Here is a 15,407-nt window from a genome sequence, read left to right as displayed (position 1 = left end):
CTGCCCTCGGGCCTTTTTGCGGGCTGTGTCATGCAGAGGTCGCTCAAATGCGATTCCCCTGTGTGGCGCTGCGTGAACAAGTCAGGGCGGCGCGCGCCAGAGAACGAGATGCACTGCGTCGGCGAGGCGGCGATGCCTGCCGAACCGCCCCGGGGTCGCGCGCGCGGCGCCGTACCTCCGGTGGCCACGGATCGCTCAGCGGTTGCTGCTGCGGGCGTTCTGCGCGCCGATCACCTCGATCCGGCGCACACCCGCCAGCCGGTGATCCGAGACATAATGCCCAACGCTGACCTCGCGCGACATCGGCGTGCCTTCGCGCGTGGGCTGGCGCGGCGCCGCCACGACAAAGCGGAATCGCAGCACCCCGTCCACCGCGCGCCCGTCGTTTTCGGGGATCAGTTCGGCATCCCACCAGCCCTGGCGGGGCGGCAGGCCCACGGCGCGCACGATGGCCCCGCCGGGAAACGGCTCCACGGCCATTTCGGTCACTTGGCTGACCAGCGGGCGGTTGTCGTCCACCAGCGCGTAGCCGCCTTCGGGGGTGAGCGTGACTTCCTCGCTCGATCCGAACCAGTTGAACGGGTTGAGCGATGACAGCCCCCCACACCCGGCCAGCAACCCAAGCGCAACCATTGCGGCCAATGTGGATCTGTTCATGGCGTCCCCCGTGCCGTCTCTTCAGCGGATTTGCGGCCAAACTAGACCATAGGCGATGACATGAAAAGCCACATGCGGCAAGGCTGGACCTTTGCGCCGCTTGCACATAGGTGATCGGAAAGCAGCAAATGGAGCAGCGCCTTGGCCAGCGAAGCCTTTGAAGAGATCGCCGAAACCTTCGAGTTCCTCGACGACTGGGAGGACCGCTATCGCCATGTCATCGAGTTGGGCAAGGCGATGCCCCCGCTTGATGAGGCGTTTCGCGTGCCCGCCACCAAGGTGGACGGCTGCGCCAGCCAGGTCTGGATCATGCCGCAGATAGACGGGACAGGCCCGCAGGCGCGGTTCGATTTCCAGGGCGAAAGCGATGCGATGATCGTGCGTGGGCTGATCGCGGTGTTGCACGCGCTTTACTCGGGCCAGACGGTGGCCCAGGTGCTGAAAACCGACGCCGCGCAGGAATTGGCGCGGCTGGGGCTGGACGAGCATCTTTCATCGCAGCGCTCGAACGGGCTGCGCGCGATGGTCGCGCGCATCCGCGGACTGGCCGAACAGACCGCCGCCGCCTGACGGGGCCGCACGGGCCGCACCGCGATCACGCCACCGGCAGCGCGCGCTCGGCCAGCCGGGCAAGCAGGCTTGCCCCCAGCGGCGCCACCGCATCGTTGAAATCGAACGCCGGATGATGCAGCCCCGCCGCTGGGCTGCCCCCTTCCCGGCCCGCGCCCAGAAACAGATAGGCCCCGGGCCGCGCCTGCAGCATGTACGAGAAATCCTCGGCCCCCATCGTGGGGGCGGAGGGCAGCACCGCCCCCGGCCCGGCCACCTCGGCGGCAACCTCGGCGACGAAAGCGGCGCGGGCGGGGTCGTTGATCGTGGCCGGATAGCCCACGTCATAGTCGAGCACCGCCTCGACCCCGTAGGCCGCCGCATGGCCGGCAACGATCTCGGCCATGCGCTTTTGCACCATCTCCTGCACGGCCGGGTCGAAGCTGCGCACCGTCGCGCAAAACCAGGCCTTGTCGGGGATGATGTTGTCGGCGCTGCCGGCGTGAAACTGCGTGACCGAGATCACCAGATCGTCAGTGCCGCGCCGGTTGCGGGCCACGATGCTCTGGAATGCCTGCGCCATGGCCATGCCCGCCGCGATCGGGTCGGCGGTGGCCTCGGGGTGGGCGCCATGGCCGCCGCGCCCGGTGACGTTGACCCAGGCAGTATCGACCGCGGCCATCACCGCGCCCGGCGAAATCGCGATCATGCCCTCGGGCAGGTAGGGGGCGTTGTGCAGGGCATAGACCTGCGCGATGTCGAAACGCTCCATGATTCCTTCGCGCACCATCACGCCCGCGCCACCGGCGGATTCCTCGGCGGGCTGGAAGATCAGCGCAACGCGCCCGGCAAAACGCCGCGTCTGCGCCAGATACCCGGCCGCGCCCAGAAGCATGGTGGTGTGCCCGTCATGGCCGCAGGCATGCATCCGCCCCGGCACGGTCGAGGCATATGGCGCGCCTGTGGCCTCTTCGATGGGCAGGGCGTCCATATCGGCGCGCAGGCCCACGGTCGGCCCCTCGGCCTGACCCTCTATGATCGCCACGATGCCCGATTGCGCGATCCCTTCGTGAATTTCGGTGATCCCCATCTCGCGCAGCCGCGCCACGATGAAGGCCGCTGTCTCATGGCAGTCAAAGCCGATTTCCGGGTGGCGGTGCAGGTGGTGGCGCCATTCGGTCATCTTCGGGGCAAGTTCGGCAATGGCATTATGCACGGGCATGGTGGATTCCTCGGCCGGAAAGGGGCAGTGTCACGCGCGATACATGACACCATCCGACGAGGCCCCGCAATGCCCCTTTCCCGCGCCGAGAGCGACGCCCTGGTTCACGACCCCGAGGGCGGCCTGCCCCGCCTGCTGGAGATCATGCGCCGCCTGCGCGATCCGCAAACCGGCTGCCCCTGGGATATCGAGCAGGATTTCGCCTCGATCGCGCCCTACACGATCGAGGAAGCCTACGAGGTGGCCGACGCGATCGCGCGTGGCGACATGCCCGCGCTCGAAGGTGAGCTGGGTGATCTGCTGCTGCAGGTGGTCTATCACGCGCAGATGGGCGACGAGGCCGGGCATTTCAGCTTTGACAGCATCGCCCGCGCGATCTGTGACAAGATGGTGGCGCGCCACCCGCACGTTTTCGGCAGTGAGAGCCGCGACAAGACCGCCGCGCAGCAGGTGCAGGACTGGGAACGCGTCAAGGCCGCCGAGCGGGCCGCGCGTGACCAGGGCGGGGTGCTTGACGATGTTGCGTTGGGGCTGCCGGCCCTGATGCGCGCGGTAAAGTTGCAAAAGCGCGCCGCACGGGTGGGTTTCGACTGGCCCGAAACCGCGCAGGTCGTTGACAAGATCATCGAGGAGGCGCGCGAACTGGTCGAGGCGCGCGATAGCCTGGGCAAGGCCGAGATCGAGGAAGAATTCGGCGATCTGCTGTTCGTCATGGCCAATCTGGCGCGACATCTCGGTATCGACCCGGAGGCCGCGCTGCGCGGCACGAATGATAAATTCACGCGCCGTTTCCGTGCGGTAGAGGCCGAACTTGCAGCACAGGGGCGGCGCCCGGAGGACTCTGACCTGGCCGAGATGGATGCCCTCTGGAACGACGCCAAAGCGCATGAGAAGGCGCAGACCTAGCCGCAGATGCCGCGCCTGCCTGGCCCATGGGTTTGCCGCGCTCGGTGGCTGTCGCAACGGGCCGGCGGAAAACCCCGCGCCCCTTGCGCTGCGGCGCAGGGATACCTAGTCTCTGCGTGATTGAACTGAAGTGACCGGCCAGCGCTTGTCAATCCCTGCCCGGCGCCCTATTTGCCGCTTCGTCCCGGTTGGGTTTCTGCCTCCGGCGATCCGAGGTTTTAGATGCGCATCATTTCCCTTCTGACCGCGTCGCTGGTGCTGTTCACGCTTTATCTTCTGGTGCTCGAGCGTGACGCCCTGTTCGATTTCGCCGAAGGCGACCCCAGCGCGCTGGGGCGGATCGCCGTGGTGCAATGGATCACCGGCGCGCCTGACACCAACACGGCCCTGCCGGTGCCTGAACCGACCACCGAAACCACACCGCCCGCCGCCGATGCGCCGCCTGCCGAAGATACGCCCGAGCGCCGCGTGGCCGTCGTGGCGATGCCTTCCCAAGCACAGCAGATCGAACGCGCGGTAATTCTGCGCGGCCGGACCGAGGCCGCCCGTCAGGTGCAGGTCATGGCCGAAACCTCGGGCCGCGTGATCTCGGAGCCGCTGCCCCGCGGCAGCATGGTCGAGTCCGGCGACACCCTGTGCCAACTTGCCCCCGGAACCCGCGCCGCCACGCTGGACGAGGCCCGCGCACGGCTGACCGAGGCCGAGATAAGCTTTCGCGCGGCCCAACAGCTTGCGACCGAGGGGTTTGCCTCGGACACCCGCGCCGCCAATGCCCGCGCCGCGCTGCAAACCGCCCAGGCCGCCGTCGCCCGCGCCGAAGAGGAAATCGAGCGGCTGACCATCACCGCCCCTTTTGGCGGCGTGCTGGAGACCGACAGCGCCGAGCTGGGCGCGCTGATGCAACCCGGCGCGCTGTGTGCCACGGTGGTGCAGCTCGATCCGATCCGGCTGGTAGGGTTCGTGCCCGAGGCCGATATCGACCGCATCGAACACGGTGCCCCGGCCGGCGCGCGGCTTGTCAGCGGGCGCGAGGTGCAGGGCGAGGTCACGTTCCTTGCGCGCTCGGCCGATCCGGGCACGCGCACCTTCCGCGTCGAAGTGACCGTGGCGAACCCCGACCTGGGCATCCGCGACGGCCAGACCGCCGAGATTGCCATCGCCGCCGCCGGGGCCGAGGCGCATCTGCTGCCCGGCTCGGCGCTCACGCTTGACGATGACGGGCGGCTGGGTGTGCGGATTGTCGATGAAGAACGCCGCGCGCGCTTCGTGCCCGTCGAGGTGGTGCGCGATTCAATCAATGGGGTCTGGGTCTCGGGCCTGCCCGCTGCGGCAGATGTCATAATCGTCGGGCAGGAATTCGTGCGCGACGGCGTGTCGGTGGCGCCGACCTGGCGCGAGGCGCCACTGGATGACGGCACCGGCGGGGCCAACCCGCTGGCCGCCACGATCACCGGCATTGCCCCGCCGCCCGCAGGTTCAGGGGCAGTCTCAGAGGCGGACCAATGACCCGCATCATCGACTGGGCCTCGGGGCGGGCGAGGATGGTGCTGGCCTTCATCGCGCTGACGCTGGCGGCGGGGGTCTTCGCCTATACCGGCCTGCCCAAGGAGGGCGAACCGGATATCGAGATCCCCGCTCTTTTCGTCTCGGTGCCGTTTCCCGGCGTCTCGGCGCAAGACAGCGAAACCCTGTTGATCAAACCGATGGAGACCGAGCTTTCCGACCTGGACGGGCTGAAAACCATGTCGGCCACCGCGGCCGAAAACTACGCCGGCATGGTGCTGGAGTTCGAATTCGGCTGGGACAAGCAGGCCACCATCGCCGAGGTGCGCGACCGGATGAGCCGCGCCGAGGCACAGTTTCCGGCCGGGTTCGACAGCTACAGCATCAACGAGTTCAATTTTTCCGAATTTCCGATCATCGTCGTTTCGCTTTCGGGGGATGTGCCCGAACGCAGCCTGTCGCGGCTGGCCCGCGACATGCAGGAGCGTATCGAGGGGATCGATGCCGTGCTCGAGGCCACGATCGCCGGCATCCGCGACGAGATGGTCGAGGTGGTGATCGATCCGCTGCGGCTGGAGGCTTACAACGTCACCGCCGGCGAGCTGATCAATGTCGTCACCCGCAACAACCAGCTTGTCGCCGCTGGCGAAGTCGAGACCGAAAGCGGGGCGTTCTCGGTAAAGGTGCCCTCGGCCTTCACCGGCCCTCAGGATGTGGAGCGCCTGCCAGTCAAGGTAAACGGCGACAGCGTGGTGCGGCTGGGCGATCTGGCCGATATTCGCCTGACCTTCGAGGACCGCAGCGGCACCGCCCGTTTCAACGGCGAAACCGCCGTTGCGCTGCAGGTCGTGATCCGCAAGGGCTTCAACCAGATCGACACGGCCCGGCAGGTTCGCGAAACCGTCGCCGCCGCGCATGCTGAATGGCCCGAACCGCTGCGCGAGGCGGTCACCGTGGCCACCTCGCTTGACCGCTCGGTGCATGTCGAGGCGATGGTGCGCCAGCTTGAAGCCTCGGTGCTGACCGCGATCGCGCTGGTGATGATGGTGGTGCTGGCCGCGCTTGGCACGCGCTCGGCACTGCTGGTGGGCTTTGCGATTCCCACCTCGTTCCTGTTGTGTTTCGTGTTGTTCGGGGTGATGGGTGTCACGGTTTCCAACATCGTGATGTTCGGGCTGATCCTGTCGGTGGGCATTTTGGTCGATGGCGCGGTCGTGGTGGTGGAATACGCCGACAAACGCATCCGCGAGGGCACCGGCCCGATGCAGGCCTATGTAATGGCGGCCAAGCGGATGTTCTGGCCGATTACCGCCTCGACGGCGACGACGCTCTGCGCCTTTCTGCCGATGCTGTTCTGGCCCGGCGTCGCGGGCGAGTTCATGGGGATGCTGCCGCTCACGCTGATCTTCGTACTTTGCGCATCGCTGATCGTGGCGCTGATCTACCTGCCGATCATGGGCGGCGTGTCGGGCCGGGTGTCGCGGCTGCTGGAGCGCGCCTCAAGCGGGCTGCGCCCGCTGCCCTGGCTAATCCGCGCGGCGCTCGTGCCGCTGGCGCTGGGGGTGATCTATCTGGGCGCAATGCAGACACTGAACCCGGGCTACCTGTTCGCTGCGCCAGCCGACTGGCCGCGCGCGGCGGCACTGCTGCCGGGCGCGGTGCTGTTCATTGCCGGGGCGCTGGCCGCCTCGGTCACGCTGAGCGCCGCGCGCCTCGGCGGGCAGAGCCCCCGGATCCGCGCGGGACGGCAGCGCACCGGCTTTGGCCGTTTCATCAGGCTGATCGTGGGCAACCCGGTGATGCCGGTGGTGACGATCCTTGCGGTCGCGGGCTTCGTCGTCGCCACCTTCGCCTATTACGGCGAGCACAACCGCGGCGTGGAGTTCTTCGTCGAGACCGACGCCGAACAGGGCATTGTCTATGTCCAGGCGCGCGGCAACCTTTCGCTGGCCGAAAAGGACGCGCTGGTGCGCCAGGCCGAAGAGGTCGTGCTCGGGCTTGACGGGGTGGCCGCGGCTTTCGCCTTTGCCGGCGCGGGCGGGCTGAACCAGAACACCGGCGGCGCGCAGGCCCCGCTCGACACGGTCGGGCAGGTCCAGTTCGAATTCACCCGCTGGGAAGACCGCGCCGGCCAGCCGGGCATGAACGGCAACGCCATTCGCGACCGGATGCAGGAGCGGCTCGACCGGATCCCCGGCATCCGCAGCCAGATCCTGGTGGCCACCGGCGGCCCCGGCGCCAGCAAGCCGGTGCATCTGCGCCTCAAGGGCACTGATTTCGGCCCCCTTCACGCGGCGGCCGAGGCCGTCGTCGCAAGGATGCAAGCCACCCCCGGTATTGTCGATGTCGAAGATACCCGCCCCCTGCCCGGCATTGACTGGCAGATCGACGTGGATGTCGAACGCGCGGGCCGGTTCGGCGCCGATGTGGCCACCGTGGGCGGCATGGTGCAGCTTGTCACCCGTGGCATCCTGCTCGACACCATGCGGGTCGCCAGTTCGGACGAGGAAATCGAGATCCGCGTGCGCCTGCCCGAAAAGGACCGCGTGCTTTCCACCCTCGACAGCCTGCGCGTCCAGACCGCGGCCGGGCAGGTGCCGCTCTCCAATTTCATCACCCGCGCCCCGGTGCCCAGCCTCGGACAGATCGACCGCGTGGACCAGCAGCGCTATTTCGACGTGAAGGCCAATGTCGCGCCGGGGCTGACCAACGAGGCCGGGCGCCCGGTCAACGCCAATGAGCGCATCGAGCATCTCACCCGCTGGCTGGAGGCCGAAAATCCCCTGCCGGCGGGCATCAGCTGGGAATGGACCGGCGACCAGCAGGACCAGGAGGAAAGCACCGAGTTCCTGATGGGTGCCTTTGCCGGGGCGCTGGCGCTGATGTTCATCATCCTGCTGGCGCAGTTCAACAGTTTCTACAACGCGGTGCTGGTGCTGGTGGCGGTGGTGCTGTCCACCGCGGGAGTGCTGATCGGGATGCTGGTGATGGACCAGACATTCTCGATCATCATGACCGGCACCGGGATCGTGGCGCTGGCCGGCATCGTGGTGAACAACAACATCGTGCTGATCGACACCTATCAGGAATACGCCCGCACCATGCCGCGGATCGAGGCCATCATCCGCACCGCCGAGGCGCGCATCCGCCCGGTGCTGCTGACCACGATCACCACCATGGCCGGGCTGACGCCGATGATGCTGGGCCTCAGCATCGATTTCATCAATGGCGGCTACTCGCTCGACAGCCCCACAGCGCTATGGTGGAAGCAGCTTGCCACCGCGGTGGTGTTCGGTCTGGGGATCGCCACGCTGCTCACGCTGGTCTTCACCCCGGCGCTGCTGGCACTCAGGGTCTGGGTGGCGGCGGGCGCCTACCGCTCGGTGGCGACGCTGCGCCAGCTTGCCCCCGGCGCCCGCCGCCAGGCCGCGCGCGACCGCGCCCTTGCCCGTGCCGCCCGCAAGCTTTCCCAAGACGATGTCATCTGGGAAGACACAGCCGACAGCACGGTGCCGCCGCAAGGCGCCGCCAGCACATTGCCTCTGCGCGCCGCCGAATGAGCCGCAGCGCGCGCGCACCGTTTTGCCCCACGCGCCTTCTTCTTGGTGAAAATATCCGCGCCGCAGGCCCCGGCCAGCCATAGGCGCGACGCCCTCTCCCGCTTTGCCTGCTCCCCCACCGGTGCCGGCCGCGCATGAATTGGGCGCCCCTCTTGGCGCCCTTCCTCAGCGTTGCCGCGCGATGACAACCCTGCCCAGCCCCGCTACGCCCAGCAGCAGAACCAGCAGCGCGGCAAGCGGCGCCTCGCCCCGGCGGGCAAAGACGGTGGGCGCATCGGCGGCCGGCAGCGGTGCATCGACCACACCCGCCTGCCCCAGCCCCAGACCGGCCAGCATCCGCCCGCGCGCATCGATCACGCCCGAGACCCCGGTATTGGCCGCGCGCACCACCGGCAGCCCCATCTCGATGGCGCGAAAGCGGGCCTGCGCCAGGTGCTGGAACGGCCCCGAAAGCCGGCCGAACCAGGCGTCGTTGGTGGCCTGCAACACCCAGTCGGGCCTCTCGGTGGCGCGCAGATGGCGGGGAAACACCGCCTCGTAGCAGATCAGCGGCAGCACCCGGCCCGCCGCGCCGAAATCCATCAGCTCCGGCCCCGGCCCCTTGCTGTAGCCCGCCAGTTGCCGCGAAGCCAGCCCGGCATAGCCCGCGCCCAGCAGTGCCTCGGCCAGGGGCACGTATTCCCCGAAGGGCACCAGGTGGTGCTTGTCATAGACGGCCTGCACCGCGCCCGCGTCCCCCTCGATCAGCGCCAGCGAGTTGAAATAGCGCGCGCCCTCGCGCCGCTGCACACCCAGCGCCACGGGGCCACCGCCTGCAGCCTCGGCGATCCATTCCAGCGCCGGGCCGGCCTCGTCGAGCAGCCAGGGAATCGCGGTTTCCGACCAGATCACCAGATCGGGCGCAGGGGCGCCCGCCTCGGGGGGGGCGGCGGTCAGGTCAAGCTGCCGCTCGAAGAAGTGCCGGGCCCAGTCGGGGTGCCATTTGAGGTGCTGCGGCGCGTTGGGCTGCACCAGCCGGAGCGTGATACCCGGCGCCTCGCCCGCAACAGGCGCGGCCAGCCGCCCCTCGCCCCAGAGCCACCCGCCCGCCAGCAAGGCAAACGCCGCCACGCCCCCCGCGCCCCGGCGCAACCACCCCGCCCCCGCCAGCAGCGGCAGCGCCGCCAGCGCGAATGTCAGCGCCGTAAGCCCCGAAGCGCCGATCAGCGCGGCAAGCTGCGCCAGCGGCGTATCCAGCCAGATGTGCCCGGGCATCGCCCAGGGAAAACCCGTCAGCACATGGCCGCGCAGCAGTTCGGCCGCCGCGAGTGTCAGCACCAGTCCCCTGGCCCGTGCCCGCAGCGACGCCCCGCCCAGCCAGAAGGCCGCCCCGGCCGCCAGCGCCCAGAAAAGCGCCAGGCCGAAGCTCATGCCAATCAGCGCGAAAGGCGCCATCCAGCCATGGCGCGCGGGGTCCACGAAGAAGGGCTCGACAATCCAGAAAAGCGCCGCCGCAAAATACGCCGCCCCGCCGAACCAGCCCAGCCAGACGGCGCGGCCCGCGCGAGCCTCGGTCGCGATCAGCGCCATCAGCGCGGCAAGCGCGGGCAGCGAAAGCCACCACCAGCCAAGCGGTGCCTGCCCTGCCGCCACCAGCGCCCCCAAAAGCGCCGCGCCCCCCAGCAGGCGCCAGCCCGGGCGCACCGGCGGGGCGCACAGCCCGCGCAGCCACCGCGCCGCGCGCCTCATGCGGGATCGACCAGTGCCTCGGGCAGCCGCACGCGCAGGCGGCGGATACGGCGCGGGTCGGCCTCGACCACCTCGAAGATCACGCCGCTTTCATGGGTAATCACCTCGCCCCGTGCGGGCACCCGCCCGCTGAGCATGATGACCAGCCCACCCAGGGTGTCGATCTCGTCGCGGTCATCCTCGGGGGCGAGCTGCAGGCCGATTTCGGCCTCGAAAGCGTCAAGCGGCGTGCGCGCCTGCGCCAGATAGCAGCCGGGTTTTTCCTGCGCCCAGTGGGTTTCGTCCTCGGTGTCGTGCTCGTCCTCGATCTCGCCCACGACCTGTTCGATCAGGTCTTCGATCGTGACCAGCCCGTCCACCCCGCCATATTCGTCGATCACCAGCGCCATGTGGGTCCGCTCGGACTGCATCTTCTGCAACAGCACCGCCAGCGGCATCGAGGGGGGCGCGAAGATCAGCGGGCGCAAGAGCGGGCGCAGGTCGAACGCGTGATGCCCGTTGAATCCGTATTTCAACGCCAGATCCTTGAGCAGCAAGAGGCCCTGCGGGTGGTCGAGCGTGTCCTCGTAGACCGGGATGCGCGAATAGCCCGAATCGCGAAACAGCGCGATCAGCGCATCGCGCCCGATATCCACCGGGGCCGCGACGATCTCGGCCTTGGGCACTGACACATCCTCGACCCGCAGCCTGCGCAGGTTGTCGAGCACGCGGCGCAAGCCGGTTGGCGCACTTTCATCTTCTTCTTCAGGGGTTTGGAAGGCATTCATCAACCTGCCAAACAGGCCCTTCTGATTGCCTTCATCGGGATCTTGCGCGCGTTGCGCCGCCGTAGATCCGCCTTCGGTATCGCCCATTTCTCCTGTTTCCGTCAGCCTGGGCATGTTGCGCCCGTTTCCTCATATGGGTTCGCCACACCCAGAATGGCAAGTATCTCGACTTCACGCGCTTCCATGAGTGCGGCATCGCCGTCACGCATGTGGTCATGGCCCAGAAGATGCAAGAGCCCGTGAACGACAAGATGCGTGGCGTGGTCGGCCAGGCTGCGCCCGGCCTCGGCCGCTTCGCGCGCGCAGGTTTCATAGGCCAGCGCGATATCGCCCAGGCCTTCGGGGTCATCCGCCGGGCCGGGCTCGGGCAGTGCGGGGGCAGCGCCCTCGGCCTCGGCGGCGAGATCCTCGGCAGGCCAGGACAATACGTTGGTGGCGCCCGGCTTGCCGCGAAACTGCGCGTTCAGATCGGCAATGCGCGCATCATCGGCGGCCAGCAGGCTGATCTCGAACCCCTCGGCCCCCAGCCCCAGATGCGCCAGCGTGGCCTGCGCGGCCCGCTCGGCCAGCGGCTCAAGCCCCGCTTCGCGCCAGCGTGTGTCCTCGATCAGGCAGTCAACCAGTGTTGTCATCGCGCTCATAGGCCTCGATGATCCGGGCAACCAGCGGGTGGCGCACCACATCGGCAGCCGTGAAATAACTGAACGACACGCCCTTGACGCCCTTGAGGATGCGCTCGGCCTCGGCCAGCCCCGAGGCCACGCCGCGCGGCAGGTCCACCTGGCTGCGATCCCCGGTGATCACCATGCGCGAGCCCTCGCCCAGCCGGGTGAGAAACATCTTCATCTGCATGCCGGTGGCGTTCTGCGCCTCGTCCAGCACCACAAAGGCATTCCCCAAGGTGCGCCCGCGCATGAAGGCCAGCGGCGCGATCTCGATTCGCTTTTCCTCGATCAGCCGCCCAAGCTGCTTGCCCGGCAGGAAATCGTTGAGCGCATCGTAAAGCGGCTGCATGTAGGGATCGACCTTTTCCTTCATGTCACCGGGAAGAAAGCCCAGCCGCTCGCCCGCCTCGACCGCCGGGCGCGAGAGGATGATCTTGTCGACATGGCCGTCGATGAACATCGAGACCGCCACCGCCACCGCGATATAGGTCTTGCCGGTGCCCGCAGGACCGATGCCGAAGCTCATCTCGTTGCCGACCAGCGCACGAACATAGGCGCGCTGCGCCTGGGTGCGCGGCTCCACGTTGCGCTTGCGAGTGCGAATCTCGATCCGGCCGGCCTGAAACATCTCAAGCTGTGCGCCGGTCGGCACGCCCGCGCTGCCTTTGCCGGCGCGCTCCGCGCCCTCTGCTGCCTGGGCGTTGCCGGGGGCATCGCCCAGGCGCACCGATGCGTCGATATCGCCCGGCTCGACCCCGCGCCCGGATTCCAGCCGCTCATAGAGCGCTTCGAGCACCGCCTGCGCGCGTTCGCGCTGTTCCGGCGCGCCATGCAGGGCAAGCTGGTTGCCCCGGCGCAATATCTGCACCCCAAGCAGAGCCTCGATCTGCGCAAGGTTCCTGTCGAACTCCCCGCACAGGTCGATAAGCAGCCGGTTGTCGGAAAATTCCAGAACGATCCCGTCACTGGCGTCCCGGTCGGACGCAGGGGTCAGCACGCTGAGTCCCAATCGTGGCTCCGTCACAAAGTCCAACTGGATTCGAGCGTGCCCCGACAGCAGCTCGGGTGCAAGCGCCTGCGCGAAAGTTTCATCAAAGCGTGACAATAAAAATGGCCGCGGAGCCTCCCCTCTCCGCGGCCACTCCAGCAAGCGCCCTACATGTCAGCGGTAGATATCCGGAACATGCGGCGCGCTGGCATACGGATCGCCCACGATGCTGCCCGGAGGCGCGATGGGCGTGCAGACCGGCAGGCCGGTGCGCGGATCGTGACGGCGCGACATGTAGCCTTCAAGCCCGTCATCGATGATCCAGGTGTGGCAGCCGTCCGGGTCGATGGCGATCGCGGCGCGCAGCTGGCTCAGGTCCTGGCCGTCGACCGGGCCGCGGTCGATCCCGTCGGCGATGATCGGCGGGCCGCCATCCTGCGGGATGCCGCCACAGGCCGCCAGGGCCAGAACAAGCGCGACCGCCGCGCCCCTGCGAAAAGTGCAATACGCTTTCATGATGTCACCTGTAGCAAACGATTTCGACGCGGCGATTCTTGGCCATGCCGGCCGCGGTCGCATTCGTGGCGATCGGAACGCGTTCGCCGAAGCCCATCTCGCGGGCGACATGCTTGCCCATCGAGCGCGCGAGATTTCCCACCGAACGGGCGCGCCGTTCGGACAGGCGCATGTTGTATTCATCCGAAGCGCGGCTGTCGGTGTGGCCGTAGACCGCATAAGCGTGAGCGCCGGCATTCTCGAAGAAGTGCTTCAGGCGTGCTTGCCCCTGCTGTGTCAGCCTGTGACTGTCGGTGGCGAAAAGCACATCGCTGTTTTCAACCAGGCAGGTGTTCATCTCTAGGCAGACGGGCTTGCCCGTTTGCGGATTGACGCGGTGCACCATGTAGCCCTCGGCCCCGCCATCGGCAGCCCAGTGCATACAGCCGTCCGGATCAATCCAGACCGTGGGCTTCCAGCGGAATGACACATCGGACTGGGGCGGCGGCGGATTAGGCACGGCCGCTGGCATCCCTGACGAAGACGCCATCCGGAGCTGCGATTTCGCGGCAGGTGCCGATTTCGAATCCTGGGATTGATAGCCGTTCGCGCTGGCCTCACCGGCGGGAACCGCCGCCATGCCGAACGCCAATATGAATGCAGGCAGCAATGCATGCGTTCTGAACTTTCTGAACACAGCCGATGTCCTTTCCAAATGACCCCCATTGCGGCGGCATAGCTGGAACCGGCACAGAAATGCACCGCCGCCGCACGCAGACGGCCAAACACTAACAAGATTCACACATATGTGAAGGAATTTTCCGACTCTTCTGTTGCGGCAGGGGAAACGGGCTGTTGCCACGCGCCAATTTCCGGCCCGCGCAGGCACGCGCGCGCCTTGTTTCGGGCGCGATTCAGCCCGCCAGAAGCTCCCCGGCCAGCGAATTCGGCGCGCTGGCGGCGATTCGCACCGCGCGCGATTCGCCCAAGGCGCTGTCGGGCGCGATGACATGAACAGCGTGCAGATATTCCGACTTGCCGACAAGCTGCCCCGGCGCGCGACCCTGCTTTTCGAACAGAACCCGCACGTTGCGCCCGACCATCGCCTCCTGCCGGGCGCGCTGCTGTTGGTTGAGCAGCGTCTGAAGCCGCTGCAGCCGGTCATCCATCACCTCGACGGACACGCCCGCGCGTTCGGCCGCCGGGGTGCCGGGGCGGGGCGAATACTTGAAGGAATAGGCCTGCCCGTATTCCACGGCGCGCACCAGGTCCATGGTGGCCTGGAAATCGGCCTCTTCCTCGCCGGGGAAGCCGACGATGAAATCGCCCGAAAGCAGAATGTCGGGCCGCGCGGCGCGCAGGCGCTCTATCACGCGCAGGTATTGCTCGGCGGTGTGGCTGCGGTTCATCGCCTTGAGAATGCGATCCGACCCCGATTGCACCGGCAGATGCAGATACGGCATCAGCTTTTCGCAGGTTCCGTGCGCCTCGATCAGGTCGTCGCTCATGTCATTGGGGTGCGAGGTGGTGAAGCGGATACGCTCCAGCCCGTCAACCTCGGCCAGTTCCCGGATCAGCCGCGCAAGGCTCCAGTCGCCGCCCTCCGGCCCGGCGCCGTGATAGGCGTTGACGTTCTGGCCCAGCAGCGTGATCTCGCGCACGCCGCGCTCGACCAGATCGCGCGCCTCGGACAACACCCGCGCGACGGGGCGGCTGACCTCGGCACCGCGGGTATAGGGCACCACGCAGAAGGCGCAGAACTTGTCGCAGCCCTCCTGCACCGTCAGAAAGGCCGTCGGCCCGCGCCGCGGTTTGGGCCGCGCCGGCAGATGATCGAACTTGTCTTCGGCGGGAAACTCGGTTTCCACCGCCCGCTGCCCCTGCCCCGCGCGGGCCTCCAGATCGGGCAGGCGGTGATAGCTCTGCGGCCCGACCACCAGATCGACAAGCGGCTGGCGGCGCAGGATCTCCTCGCCCTCGGCCTGGGCCACGCAGCCGGCGACACCGATCTTGAGGCCGGGCTTCGCGGCCTTGAGCGGCTTGAGCCGGCCCAGTTCCGAATAGACCTTTTCGGCGGCCTTCTCGCGGATATGGCAGGTGTTGAGCAGGATCATGTCTGCCTCTTCCGGGGCCGCGGTCTGCACATAGCCCGAGGCGCCCAGGGCCTCGGCCATGCGCTCGCTGTCATAGACATTCATCTGACAGCCATAGGTCTTGATGAACAGCTTCTTCGGCTCGGCCATGATCCAACACTCCGGGGTTGCGCCGCCCGTCTAGGGCATGTTGCGCCTGATTGGTTTCACCCCGCCCGGGCCGCTTGCGGCCCGGGCATGCGCCCGCCCGCCCCCCAGGCGGGCGCATCCGCGC

13 protein-coding genes are annotated in these 15,407 nt (G+C 67.8%); 4 read left to right on the top strand and 9 right to left on the bottom strand.

Annotated features, from left to right (window positions below; translation table 11 throughout):
* Positions 1 to 195 precede the first annotated feature (195 nt).
* Positions 196 to 657: a hypothetical protein gene (locus DQ229_RS02580; RefSeq protein ID WP_114964714.1), complete on the bottom strand. Its 462-nt coding sequence runs from the start codon at positions 655 to 657 to the stop codon at positions 196 to 198.
* A gap of 141 nt (positions 658 to 798) precedes the next feature.
* On the opposite strand from DQ229_RS02580, the gene DQ229_RS02575 reads away from it, so the two are divergent.
* Complete coding sequence (locus DQ229_RS02575) at positions 799 to 1,227, top strand: SufE family protein (protein WP_114964713.1); 429 nt, start codon at positions 799 to 801, stop codon at positions 1,225 to 1,227.
* A 25-nt stretch (positions 1,228 to 1,252) separates the two neighbouring features.
* Here DQ229_RS02575 and DQ229_RS02570 read toward each other — a convergent pair whose 3' ends face one another.
* Positions 1,253 to 2,428: an amidohydrolase gene (locus DQ229_RS02570; protein ID WP_114964712.1), complete on the bottom strand. Its 1,176-nt coding sequence runs from the start codon at positions 2,426 to 2,428 to the stop codon at positions 1,253 to 1,255.
* A 69-nt stretch (positions 2,429 to 2,497) separates the two neighbouring features.
* Between DQ229_RS02570 and mazG the strand changes: the two genes are divergently transcribed.
* The 3 genes from mazG to DQ229_RS02555 all read left to right on the top strand — a co-directional run bounded on the left by mazG (position 2,498) and on the right by DQ229_RS02555 (position 8,397).
* The gene (gene mazG, locus DQ229_RS02565; RefSeq protein ID WP_114964711.1) at positions 2,498 to 3,334 is read left to right on the top strand and encodes a nucleoside triphosphate pyrophosphohydrolase; all 837 of its coding nucleotides are present in this window, start codon (positions 2,498 to 2,500) and stop codon (positions 3,332 to 3,334) included.
* Between the two features lie 222 nt (positions 3,335 to 3,556).
* Positions 3,557 to 4,840: an efflux RND transporter periplasmic adaptor subunit gene (locus tag DQ229_RS02560; RefSeq protein ID WP_114964710.1), complete on the top strand. Its 1,284-nt coding sequence runs from the start codon at positions 3,557 to 3,559 to the stop codon at positions 4,838 to 4,840.
* Entirely contained in the window at positions 4,837 to 8,397 is a 3,561-nt protein-coding gene (locus DQ229_RS02555) for an efflux RND transporter permease subunit (RefSeq protein WP_114964709.1), read from the top strand. Before DQ229_RS02560 ends, DQ229_RS02555 begins: the two co-directional genes overlap by 4 nt.
* 165 nt (positions 8,398 to 8,562) lie before the next feature.
* Here the strand turns inward: DQ229_RS02555 and lnt are convergent, their stop codons facing one another.
* From lnt to miaB, 7 genes are all read right to left on the bottom strand, one after another.
* Positions 8,563 to 10,125 (bottom strand): apolipoprotein N-acyltransferase, encoded by a 1,563-nt coding sequence (lnt, locus tag DQ229_RS02550; protein WP_114964708.1) that lies wholly within the window; start codon positions 10,123 to 10,125, stop codon positions 8,563 to 8,565.
* On the bottom strand, positions 10,122 to 10,979 hold the full coding sequence (locus DQ229_RS02545) for a transporter associated domain-containing protein (protein ID WP_114964707.1): 858 nt from the start codon (positions 10,977 to 10,979) through the stop codon (positions 10,122 to 10,124). Before DQ229_RS02545 ends, lnt begins: the two co-directional genes overlap by 4 nt.
* Before the next feature lie 14 nt (positions 10,980 to 10,993).
* A complete protein-coding gene (gene ybeY, locus DQ229_RS02540; RefSeq protein WP_114964716.1) occupies positions 10,994 to 11,524 on the bottom strand; it encodes an rRNA maturation RNase YbeY in 531 nt (176 codons plus the stop codon).
* Positions 11,508 to 12,566: a PhoH family protein gene (locus tag DQ229_RS02535; RefSeq protein WP_114964717.1), complete on the bottom strand. Its 1,059-nt coding sequence runs from the start codon at positions 12,564 to 12,566 to the stop codon at positions 11,508 to 11,510. Before DQ229_RS02535 ends, ybeY begins: the two co-directional genes overlap by 17 nt.
* Positions 12,567 to 12,719: 153 nt before the next feature.
* Positions 12,720 to 13,061 (bottom strand): hypothetical protein, encoded by a 342-nt coding sequence (locus tag DQ229_RS16220; protein ID WP_155326423.1) that lies wholly within the window; start codon positions 13,059 to 13,061, stop codon positions 12,720 to 12,722.
* Between the two features lie 4 nt (positions 13,062 to 13,065).
* Positions 13,066 to 13,737 carry an OmpA family protein gene (locus tag DQ229_RS16715; protein WP_238380935.1) on the bottom strand — a complete coding sequence of 224 codons (672 nt, stop codon included), beginning with the start codon at positions 13,735 to 13,737 and terminating at the stop codon, positions 13,066 to 13,068.
* A 217-nt stretch (positions 13,738 to 13,954) separates the two neighbouring features.
* Positions 13,955 to 15,283 (bottom strand): tRNA (N6-isopentenyl adenosine(37)-C2)-methylthiotransferase MiaB, encoded by a 1,329-nt coding sequence (gene miaB, locus DQ229_RS02520; RefSeq protein ID WP_114964705.1) that lies wholly within the window; start codon positions 15,281 to 15,283, stop codon positions 13,955 to 13,957.
* Positions 15,284 to 15,407: the final 124 nt, after the last annotated feature.

Origin of the sequence: Alkalilacustris brevis (assembly GCF_003350345.1) — a bacterium.
Lineage (GTDB): Bacteria > Pseudomonadota > Alphaproteobacteria > Rhodobacterales > Rhodobacteraceae > Alkalilacustris > Alkalilacustris brevis.
The sequence above is the reverse complement of the archived record's forward strand: the minus strand, read 5'-3'. Positions and strand labels throughout refer to the sequence as shown.

What these genes read in the sequence shown, in the direction of transcription:
- DQ229_RS02580 (WP_114964714.1), bottom strand. Translation starts at nt 657, where the DNA reads ATGAACAGATCCACATTGGCCGCAATGGTTGCGCTTGGGTTGCTGGCC.
- DQ229_RS02570 (WP_114964712.1), bottom strand. Translation starts at nt 2,428, where the DNA reads ATGCCCGTGCATAATGCCATTGCCGAACTTGCCCCGAAGATGACCGAA.
- mazG (WP_114964711.1), top strand. Translation starts at nt 2,498, where the DNA reads ATGCCCCTTTCCCGCGCCGAGAGCGACGCCCTGGTTCACGACCCCGAG.
- DQ229_RS02560 (WP_114964710.1), top strand. Translation starts at nt 3,557, where the DNA reads ATGCGCATCATTTCCCTTCTGACCGCGTCGCTGGTGCTGTTCACGCTT.
- DQ229_RS02555 (WP_114964709.1), top strand. Translation starts at nt 4,837, where the DNA reads ATGACCCGCATCATCGACTGGGCCTCGGGGCGGGCGAGGATGGTGCTG.
- lnt (WP_114964708.1), bottom strand. Translation starts at nt 10,125, where the DNA reads ATGAGGCGCGCGGCGCGGTGGCTGCGCGGGCTGTGCGCCCCGCCGGTG.
- DQ229_RS02545 (WP_114964707.1), bottom strand. Translation starts at nt 10,979, where the DNA reads ATGGGCGATACCGAAGGCGGATCTACGGCGGCGCAACGCGCGCAAGAT.
- ybeY (WP_114964716.1), bottom strand. Translation starts at nt 11,524, where the DNA reads ATGACAACACTGGTTGACTGCCTGATCGAGGACACACGCTGGCGCGAA.
- DQ229_RS16220 (WP_155326423.1), bottom strand. Translation starts at nt 13,061, where the DNA reads ATGAAAGCGTATTGCACTTTTCGCAGGGGCGCGGCGGTCGCGCTTGTT.
- miaB (WP_114964705.1), bottom strand. Translation starts at nt 15,283, where the DNA reads ATGGCCGAGCCGAAGAAGCTGTTCATCAAGACCTATGGCTGTCAGATG.